Genomic DNA, 7733 nt, shown 5'->3' on the forward strand with positions numbered 1-7733 from the left:
GCTGCACCGCAACAAGGCATAAGGGGCGGTTCGGTCAGAACCATTGACGGATCGCTTCCCCCACGCCGTGCCAGAACGAGTCCGGAATCCACATCAGGCTGGCCGTCATCACAAGGTAGCGGAAGAACTTGCCGATCGCCATATAACCCAGGCTGGGCCAGAACGGCAGCCGCAGCCATCCCGCCAATGTGCACAATGGATCACCTATAGCAGGCAACCAGGACAGCAACAACGTGGGCGGGCCCAGCCGGCGCATCCAGCGGAAGTATTTGGCGTCCAGCTTGGGCTTGTGCTTCTTCACCGGGTGGCCGCGATGCTCGGCGTGCTCCCGCTCGTGCTGCAGGTGCTGGCGCCGCTGGCGGTAGCGCACCAGCGCCAGCTTGGCGGCGTAGCCGAGCCACCAGTCGATGGCCCCGCCCACGGTATTGCCCACCGTGGCCACGAGGATGGCCGGCCAGAACATGTCCGGGTTGAGCTTGATATAGCCAAACACGGCCGGCTCGGAGCCCAGCGGCAGCAGCGTGGCCGAGACCAGGCTGACCACGAAGATGGCCGGCAGGCCCACGCTGGGCAGGGCAACGGTTCCAAACAGCCAGTCGATGAACGCTTGCATGGTCCGGGGGACGGGTCGATGTGCGCCGGGCCGCCCCATACCGGGGAACCCGCATGGCAGCACCGGGGGTTTTGTGATTTACTGTTAGAGCCGGTTCTGGCCGATCGTTCACGGCCGCGTCGCGGAATTCGCCACGCCGAGCACCGCCGGCAAGGCCGGGCCCCAGGCCCGGCAGCACCAATATCACGAAATAGCCGTAGCAACCAAGCGGCAGTACCGCGTCGTGGCCCGTCCCGCGCAGTCGTTCGGGATTTTTGCGGCAGGCCATGCGCGTCCACCCCATATTGGAGACAAGCATGGCGATTGCGATCCGCCTGACGGTCAATGGCAAGCCCGTTGACGCGCAGGTAGAACCCCACACCCTTCTGGTCCAGTTCCTGCGCGAAACCCTGCGCCTCACCGGCACGCACGTCGGCTGCGACACCGCCCAGTGCGGCGCCTGCACCGTTCACCTCGACGGCCGGGCAGTGAAGTCGTGCAACATGCTGGCGCTCCAGGCGGACGGCGCCAAGGTCACCACCATCGAGGGCCTGGCGCCGGACGGACAGCTCCATCCGATGCAGGAAGCGTTCCGCGAGTGCCACGGCCTGCAATGCGGCTTCTGCACGCCGGGCATGGTGATGGCCGCCACCGCGCTGCTGCGCGAGCGCCCCAACGCCGACGCCCAGGCCATCCGCGAGCAGCTGGAGGGCAATATGTGCCGCTGCACCGGCTACCAGAACATCGTCCGCGCCGTGCAGCAGGGCCAATCCAGCATGCGCAGCGGCCAGGCCGTCGCCAGTGCGGAATAGGAGCCGACCATGAACGCACCCGAGAAGTTGATCGGCGCGCCGGTCCGCCGCAAGGAGGACTACCGCTTCCTGACCGGCAACGGCCAGTACACCGACGACGTGACCCTGCCGCGCCAGAGCTACGCCTGTTTCGTCCGCTCGCCGCACGCGCACGCCCGCATCCGCTCCGTCGACAAGACCGAGGCGCTGGCCTCGCCCGGCGTGATTGCCGTGCTGACCGGCGAGGAGATGGCCGCCGACAAGGTAGGCGGCCTGCCCTGCGGCTGGCTGATCCACAGCATCGACGGCACGCCAATGAAGGAACCGCCCCACCCCGCACTCGCGCACGGCAAGGCCCGCCACGTAGGCGACCAGGTGGCGCTGGTCATCGCCGAATCGCTCCAGCAGGCGCGTGACGCCGCCGAGAAGGTGGATGTCGACTACGAGGAGCTGCCCGCCGTGGTCAGCCCGGCGGACGCCGCCGCGGCCGCCACGCTGGTCCACGACGACGTGCCGGCCAACACCTGCTACACCTGGGGCCATGGCGACAAGGCCGCCACCGACGCCGCCTTCGGCAAGGCGACGCACGTGACCACGCTTGATATCGTCAACAACCGGCTGATCCCGAACGCGATCGAGCCGCGCGCGGTCAACGCCAGCTACACGCGCCAGGACGACAGCTACACGGTCTACGTGTCGAACCAGAACCCGCACGTGGAGCGCCTGCTGATGGGCGCCTTCGTGCTCGGGCTGCCGGAGTCCCGGCTGCGCATCATCGCGCCGGACGTGGGCGGCGGCTTCGGCTCGAAGATCTTCCTCTACCCCGAGGACGTGGCGCTGACCTGGGCGTCCAAGAAGATCGGCCGGCCGGTGAAGTGGACCGCCGAGCGGTCCGAGTCCTTCCTGACCGACGCGCACGGCCGCGACCACGTGACCAAGGCCGAGCTGGCGCTGGACGCCGATGGCAAGTTCCTGGCCATGCGCGTGCACACGGTGGCGAACATGGGCGCCTACCTGTCCACCTTCGCCAGCAGCGTGCCGACCATCCTCTACGCCACGCTGCTGGCCGGCCAGTACGCCACGCCGGCGATCTATGCCGAGGTCAAGGCGGTGTTCACCAACACCTCGCCAGTCGATGCGTACCGGGGCGCGGGCCGCCCGGAGGCCACCTACGTGGTCGAGCGGCTGGTGGAGACCGCCGCGCGCGAGCTGAACATCGACCCCGCCACGCTGCGGCGCAAGAACTTCATCCACGACTTCCCGTACGCCACGCCGGTGGGCCTGACCTACGACACCGGCGACTACGAGCCGTGCCTGGCGCGTGCCGAGGAACTGGCCGACGTGGCCGGCTTCCCGGCCCGGCGCGAGGCGGCGAAGCAGCGCGGCAAGCTGCGCGGGCTGGGCTACTCCTGCTACATCGAGGCGTGCGGGCTGGCGCCGTCGAACATCGCCGGGGCGCTCGGCGCGCGGGCGGGCCTGTTCGAAGTGGGCGAGATCCGCGTCCATCCCACCGGCACGGTCACCGTGTTCACCGGCTCCCACAGCCATGGGCAGGGCCACGAGACCACCTTCGCGCAGATTGTGGCGGACCGGCTGGGCATCGGGCTGGAGGCGGTAGAGATCGTCCATGGCGATACCGGCCGGGTGCCGTTCGGCATGGGCACCTACGGCTCGCGCTCGCTGGCGGTGGGCGGCTCGGCGATCATGAAGGCGCTGGACAAGGTGGAGGCGAAGGCCAAGAAGATCGCCGCGCACCTGCTTGAGGCGTCCGACGCCGACATCGAGTTCCAGGACGGCGTATTCCGCGTGGCTGGCACCGATCGCACCAAGACCTTCGGCGAGGTGGCGCTGACCGCCTACGTGCCGCACAACTACCCGCTCGACAAACTCGAGCCGGGCCTGAACGAGAACGCGTTCTACGATCCGACCAACTTCACCTACCCGTCCGGCGCCTATGTCTGCGAGGTGGAGGTGGACCCCGACACCGGCGAGTCGCAGGTGGTCAAGTTCACCGCCGTGGACGACTTCGGCAACATCATCAATCCGATGATCGTGGAAGGCCAGGTGCATGGCGGCATCGGCCAGGGGCTGGGCCAGGCCATGCTGGAGCAGTGCGTGTACGACCCCGACAGCGGCCAGCTGCTGACCGGCTCCTACATGGACTACGCCATGCCGCGCGCGGCCGACCTGCCCGACTTCACCGTGGAGACCGCCAAGGGCACGCCGTGCACGCACAACCCGCTCGGCGTGAAGGGCTGCGGGGAGGCTGGCGCCATCGGTTCGCCACCGGCGTTCATCAACGCGCTGGTCGATGCCCTGGCGCCGCTCGGCGTGCGCGACGTGCAGATGCCGGCCACGCCGCACCGCGTGTGGCAGGCCATCCAGTCCGCACAATCCACATCGGCCTGAATCGGGAGGAAGACATCATGTACGCATTCCAGTTCGAACGCGCCACGGATGCCAAGGCTGCCGTGGCCAAGCTCAAGGCCGATGCCGACGCCAAATTCCTGGCCGGCGGCCAGAGCCTGCTCGCGGCAATGAAGCTGCGGCTGGCGGCGCCCAGCATGCTGGTGGACGTCTCGCGCATCCCGGGCATGGCGGACATCCGCGTGGAGGGCGACGAGTTGGTCATCGGCGCCGCCGCGCGCCATGCCGACGTGGCCGCCCATGCGGAAGTCATGCGCCGCATTCCCGCGCTGGCGGCCATGGCCAACGGCATCGGCGACCGCCAGGTGCGGGCGATGGGCACCATCGGCGGCTCGCTGGCCAACGACGACCCCGGCGCCGACTACCCGGCCGCCGTGCTGGGCCTCAACGCCACCGTGGTCACCGACCGGCGCAACATCGCCGCCGACAGCTTCTTCAAGGGGCTCTATGAAACGGCGCTCGCGCCCGACGAGCTGATCACGGCGGTCCGCTTCCCCACCCCGGACCAGGCCGCCTACATCAAGTTCCGCAACCCGGCCTCGCGCTTCGCGCTGGTCGGCGTGATGGTGGCGCGCACCGGCAAGCTGGTGCGCGTGGCCATCACCGGCGCGGCAGACAGCGTGTTCCGCGCCCCCGACCTGGAACAGGCCCTGACCGCCAGCTTCACCCCCGCCGCCGCCCGCGCGGTCAAGGTGGACGCCGCCCGGCTCAACACGGACCTGCACGCGTCAGCGGAATATCGCGCGCATCTGATCCCGGTGCTGACGGCGCGGGCGGTGGAGCAGGCGTTGAAGGGGTGAGCACTGGTTTAGTCGTCCGCGCCCTGCTTGCGGGGAGAGCGCGGACGACCGCCGGCACCTTACCGCTTGGGCGAGTAGTCCTGCCGATACGTCCGCCTTGGTTTCAGGACATAGCGATTGACCTGTTCCTGGAGCTCCTTGCTGTGATAAAGATCAAGGCACTTCAGGAACTGGAATTTGAGACCAGGAACTTCCGCCTCCGCCAGCAGATTGAAGTAGTCGCGTGCAAGGTAGCGATCCACGAGCTCCTGAATGGCTTTACCGGCACCCTCCATATCGTAGTAAGTCCAATCCCGCAGCGCTGATACGCTGCTGCCAGCGTCCGACGCCGCCGTTGAACCCGGATACGCGGTTGCCACACACCATGCCAGCACCATGTCCTTGTAGTTCTGGCCGTACGTCCGGCCCGCCGCTTGGGGCCCGCTCACAGGAACATCCTTCGCGAGGCTTTCCCCAGCGGCGAGTGCGGCGGCCAGCAAGAGCCCAATGTATGCGGATCTTTTCATCGAAGGGCCGCCATTTTCAAAACGCCTGCTGAAGCAGATCGACCACGTCGACGCTGACCGGCGTTGTATTGCCGTTCTGGCGGTACACGCCGGCCTTGAAGTACGGAAACTGGTCGTTATGGCTACCGAGCGGCACCATGCTGTCCCGTACAAGGTCCACGGATCTGCCGCTCGGGGGAGTCGCCATCACCGTCAGGGAGGATGTCGTGTCCTGCAGGGTCGGCCATTTCACGCGGACGCGGAATACCATCGGCACGTTGGCGCGGATGACCCCCTCCCCCAGCTTCTCGCGGTACAGGACGGTGACGGTCTTGCCGTTGTCACAGCGCCTGGTCTCCCCCACCCGTACGGTGTTGACGCGCACGTTGCAACCGGTGGCGTCGCTGTACTGGGTAGGCTGGTTGTGCGCGTCCGTCAGGCTGCTGGTCGCGACGAGGGAGAAGTAGCCGTCCTTGAAGCGGAAGCTCAGCGGCGGCTGGACGCTGCCTTCGAAGCGGGCGCCTTGTTTGATCAGGTCGTTGTACGCCTGCGCGTTGCGCGGCGAACGGCCTATCTCGCCCGAATTCTGGTTGCAGGTGTTGGCGTCCCGCGTGCTGTGGGGCTTGCAGTAGAGGTCCTTGTCGTCCACGGCGTGGAACTGGGCGACGATGGCGTCCCAGTTGGTGTACGGGGCACTGGGCGAGTCGTTGAAGCGCAGCGTGAAAGCGAGGTCGATCTGGCGTGGGCTTTTCTGGGCGCAGCCACGATAGATATCGTGCGCCGCTTCGCGGAAGGCCTGCTCCTGCGATGACAGCTTGCCGAATTCCGCCGGAGTGAGGAAGCAGTTCGACACCTCCTGCCGACCCCGCTTGCCATTCGCCAGCGTGTTGTCCTGGGCACCGAACAGTTGTAGCCGGAGGCCCTGATGGAAACTGTAGCGGGACGTCTTGCCCATGCCGTTGTTGCCGATCGGCACGACCTGCACCTCCCACCGGGTCCCCGGACGGAAATACCTGACGCAGTTCCGGTGGTAGACCTGCTCCTGCACGGCGTTGTAGTTGCCGAACAGCCGGCGCGCGCCATCCACCCGGCACTCGGCGACTTCGGCGGCATGGAGCGGAGCGACGGCGCCCAGCAGAAGACATGGCAGAACAATGCGCTTCATGGTGTCTTTCCTTTTTCGGATCAGTGGGTGGCCTGGCAGGACCTGGCGTCGCACAGCATGATCCAAGGCCGACTTCCCTCCAATCGCAAAACTTCCCGAAAAACACGAAACCTGATCTCGCGCAACTTCCGGCCATTTCGCATACTATTTCCAGAGAAGCGCCTGACTGGCCCCCCACGTATCGCGCAGAGAAACGCCCCCATGCTCCCCGCCTCCATCGACGACACCGCCGCGCTGCTGCACCGCCAGCAGTATTTCGCCGACCGCGAGACGGCGACCGTGCTTTATCTCGCCCTGCGCATGCAGCGCCCGCTGTTCCTGGAGGGCGAGCCCGGCGTGGGCAAGACGGCGCTCGCGCAGGCCATGGCGGCGGCGCTGGGTACGCGGCTGCTGCGGCTGCAGTGCTACGAGGGGCTCGATGCCGCCAGCGCGCTCTACGAATGGGATTACCCGCGCCAGATCATGGCGCTGCGGCTGGCCGAGGCGCGCGGCGAGCGGCCCGAGCAGCAGTCGCTCTATCACGACGATTTCCTGCTCAAGCGCCCCCTGCTCGAAGCCCTGCTGCCCGACCCCGCCGCGCCGGGCGTGCCGCGCGTGCTGCTGATCGACGAGATCGACCGGGCCGACGAGCCGTTCGAGGCCTTCCTGCTCGAAGTGCTGTCCGAATACCAGGTGTCGATTCCGGAGATTGGCGTGGTACGGGCCGAGCGGCCGCCGCTGATCGTGGTCACCTCCAACCGCACGCGCGAGGTGCACGATGCGCTCAAGCGGCGCTGTCTCTACCAGTGGATGGGCTACCCGGACCGCCAGCGCGAGCTGGAGATCGTGGCCGCCCGCGCGCCCGAGGCGGCGGTGGCGCTGCAACATCAGGCGATCGACTTCATCCACCGGCTGCGCGGCATCGACCTGTTCAAGGCGCCCGGCATTGCCGAGGCGATCGACTGGTGCCGCGCGCTGGCCGCGCTGGGCGTGACCGAACTGGACCCCCAGTCGGTGCGCGACACGCTGGGCGTGCTGCTGAAATACCAGGACGACCTCGCCCGCGCCGATGGCCCCACGGTGGCCGAACTGCTCGCCGGCGCCCCGCCGGAGCGCTAGCGCCATGCCGCACGCTACCCCGGCCACCCCGAGCCTCCCCATGCTCGCGCGCAACGTCACGCATTTCATGCGGCTGTTGCGCGATGCCGGCTTCGGGCTGTCGCCGGCCCACGCCGTAGATGCGCTCGACGCGCTGCGTCATATCGACATCGGCGCGCGTGGCGAGGTGCGCGCCGCGCTGGCCGCGCTGGTGCTGTCGGGCCCCGACCAGCGCCCGCTGTTCGACGCCGCCTTCGACCTGTTCTGGCGCGACCCGGACTGGGAAGGCAAGATGCGCGCGATGCTGCTGCCGCGCGTGGATGCCGGTGCGCCGCCGCCCAGGCGCAGCAACCGGCTCGCCGATGCCCTCGCCGCGCGCCAGCCGCCGCCATCGCC

General features: G+C 67.9%; 7 protein-coding genes and 1 pseudogene. 5 read left to right on the forward strand and 3 right to left on the reverse strand.

The genetic code is table 11. The annotated features are described in order from the left end of the window. Positions 1-34: 34 nt before the first annotated feature. Positions 35-613, reverse strand: coding sequence for a YqaA family protein (locus tag KHO18_RS23460; protein WP_144203160.1), 579 nt, complete (start codon positions 611-613; stop codon positions 35-37). 296 nt (positions 614-909) lie between these two features. Here KHO18_RS23460 and KHO18_RS23465 point away from each other — a divergent pair, with 296 nt between their 5' ends. From KHO18_RS23465 to KHO18_RS23475, 3 genes are read left to right on the forward strand one after another with little or no spacing between them, the layout of a single operon-like run. Further along, positions 910-1404, forward strand: coding sequence for a (2Fe-2S)-binding protein (locus KHO18_RS23465; RefSeq protein ID WP_149136740.1), 495 nt, complete (start codon positions 910-912; stop codon positions 1402-1404). Between the two features lie 9 nt (positions 1405-1413). After that, complete coding sequence (locus KHO18_RS23470) at positions 1414-3792, forward strand: xanthine dehydrogenase family protein molybdopterin-binding subunit (protein ID WP_144203154.1); 2379 nt, start codon at positions 1414-1416, stop codon at positions 3790-3792. Positions 3793-3809: 17 nt separating this feature from the next. Next, a complete protein-coding gene (locus KHO18_RS23475) occupies positions 3810-4610 on the forward strand; it encodes an FAD binding domain-containing protein (RefSeq protein ID WP_144203151.1) in 801 nt (266 codons plus the stop codon). A gap of 59 nt (positions 4611-4669) precedes the next feature. Here the strand turns inward: KHO18_RS23475 and KHO18_RS23480 are convergent, their stop codons facing one another. Together KHO18_RS23480 and KHO18_RS23485 are read right to left on the reverse strand one after the other, a co-directional pair. After that, positions 4670-5116, reverse strand: a complete 447-nt coding sequence (locus KHO18_RS23480; RefSeq protein ID WP_211943975.1) for a type VI secretion system amidase immunity protein Tai4 — start codon at positions 5114-5116, stop codon at positions 4670-4672. A 16-nt stretch (positions 5117-5132) separates the two neighbouring features. Further along, the gene (locus KHO18_RS23485; RefSeq protein WP_211943976.1) at positions 5133-6260 is read right to left on the reverse strand and encodes a heparin lyase I family protein; all 1128 of its coding nucleotides are present in this window, start codon (positions 6258-6260) and stop codon (positions 5133-5135) included. Between the two features lie 201 nt (positions 6261-6461). On the opposite strand from KHO18_RS23485, the gene KHO18_RS23490 reads away from it, so the two are divergent. Both KHO18_RS23490 and KHO18_RS23495 read left to right on the forward strand, forming a co-directional pair. Then, positions 6462-7358, forward strand: coding sequence for an AAA family ATPase (locus KHO18_RS23490; protein ID WP_144203141.1), 897 nt, complete (start codon positions 6462-6464; stop codon positions 7356-7358). A 4-nt stretch (positions 7359-7362) separates the two neighbouring features. Continuing rightward, positions 7363-7733: pseudogene (locus KHO18_RS23495) on the forward strand (hypothetical protein); the annotation flags it as partial.

It is taken from the genome of Cupriavidus campinensis (assembly GCF_905397395.1).
GTDB lineage: Bacteria > Pseudomonadota > Gammaproteobacteria > Burkholderiales > Burkholderiaceae > Cupriavidus > Cupriavidus campinensis.

Bases quoted from the DNA above. Each gene is read 5' to 3' on its own strand.
- KHO18_RS23475 (WP_144203151.1), top strand. From the start codon at position 3,810: ATGTACGCATTCCAGTTCGAACGCGCCACGGATGCCAAGGCTGCCGTG.
- KHO18_RS23490 (WP_144203141.1), top strand. From the start codon at position 6,462: ATGCTCCCCGCCTCCATCGACGACACCGCCGCGCTGCTGCACCGCCAG.
- KHO18_RS23485 (WP_211943976.1), bottom strand. From the start codon at position 6,260: ATGAAGCGCATTGTTCTGCCATGTCTTCTGCTGGGCGCCGTCGCTCCG.
- KHO18_RS23465 (WP_149136740.1), top strand. From the start codon at position 910: ATGGCGATTGCGATCCGCCTGACGGTCAATGGCAAGCCCGTTGACGCG.
- KHO18_RS23460 (WP_144203160.1), bottom strand. From the start codon at position 613: ATGCAAGCGTTCATCGACTGGCTGTTTGGAACCGTTGCCCTGCCCAGC.
- KHO18_RS23480 (WP_211943975.1), bottom strand. From the start codon at position 5,116: ATGAAAAGATCCGCATACATTGGGCTCTTGCTGGCCGCCGCACTCGCC.
- KHO18_RS23470 (WP_144203154.1), top strand. From the start codon at position 1,414: ATGAACGCACCCGAGAAGTTGATCGGCGCGCCGGTCCGCCGCAAGGAG.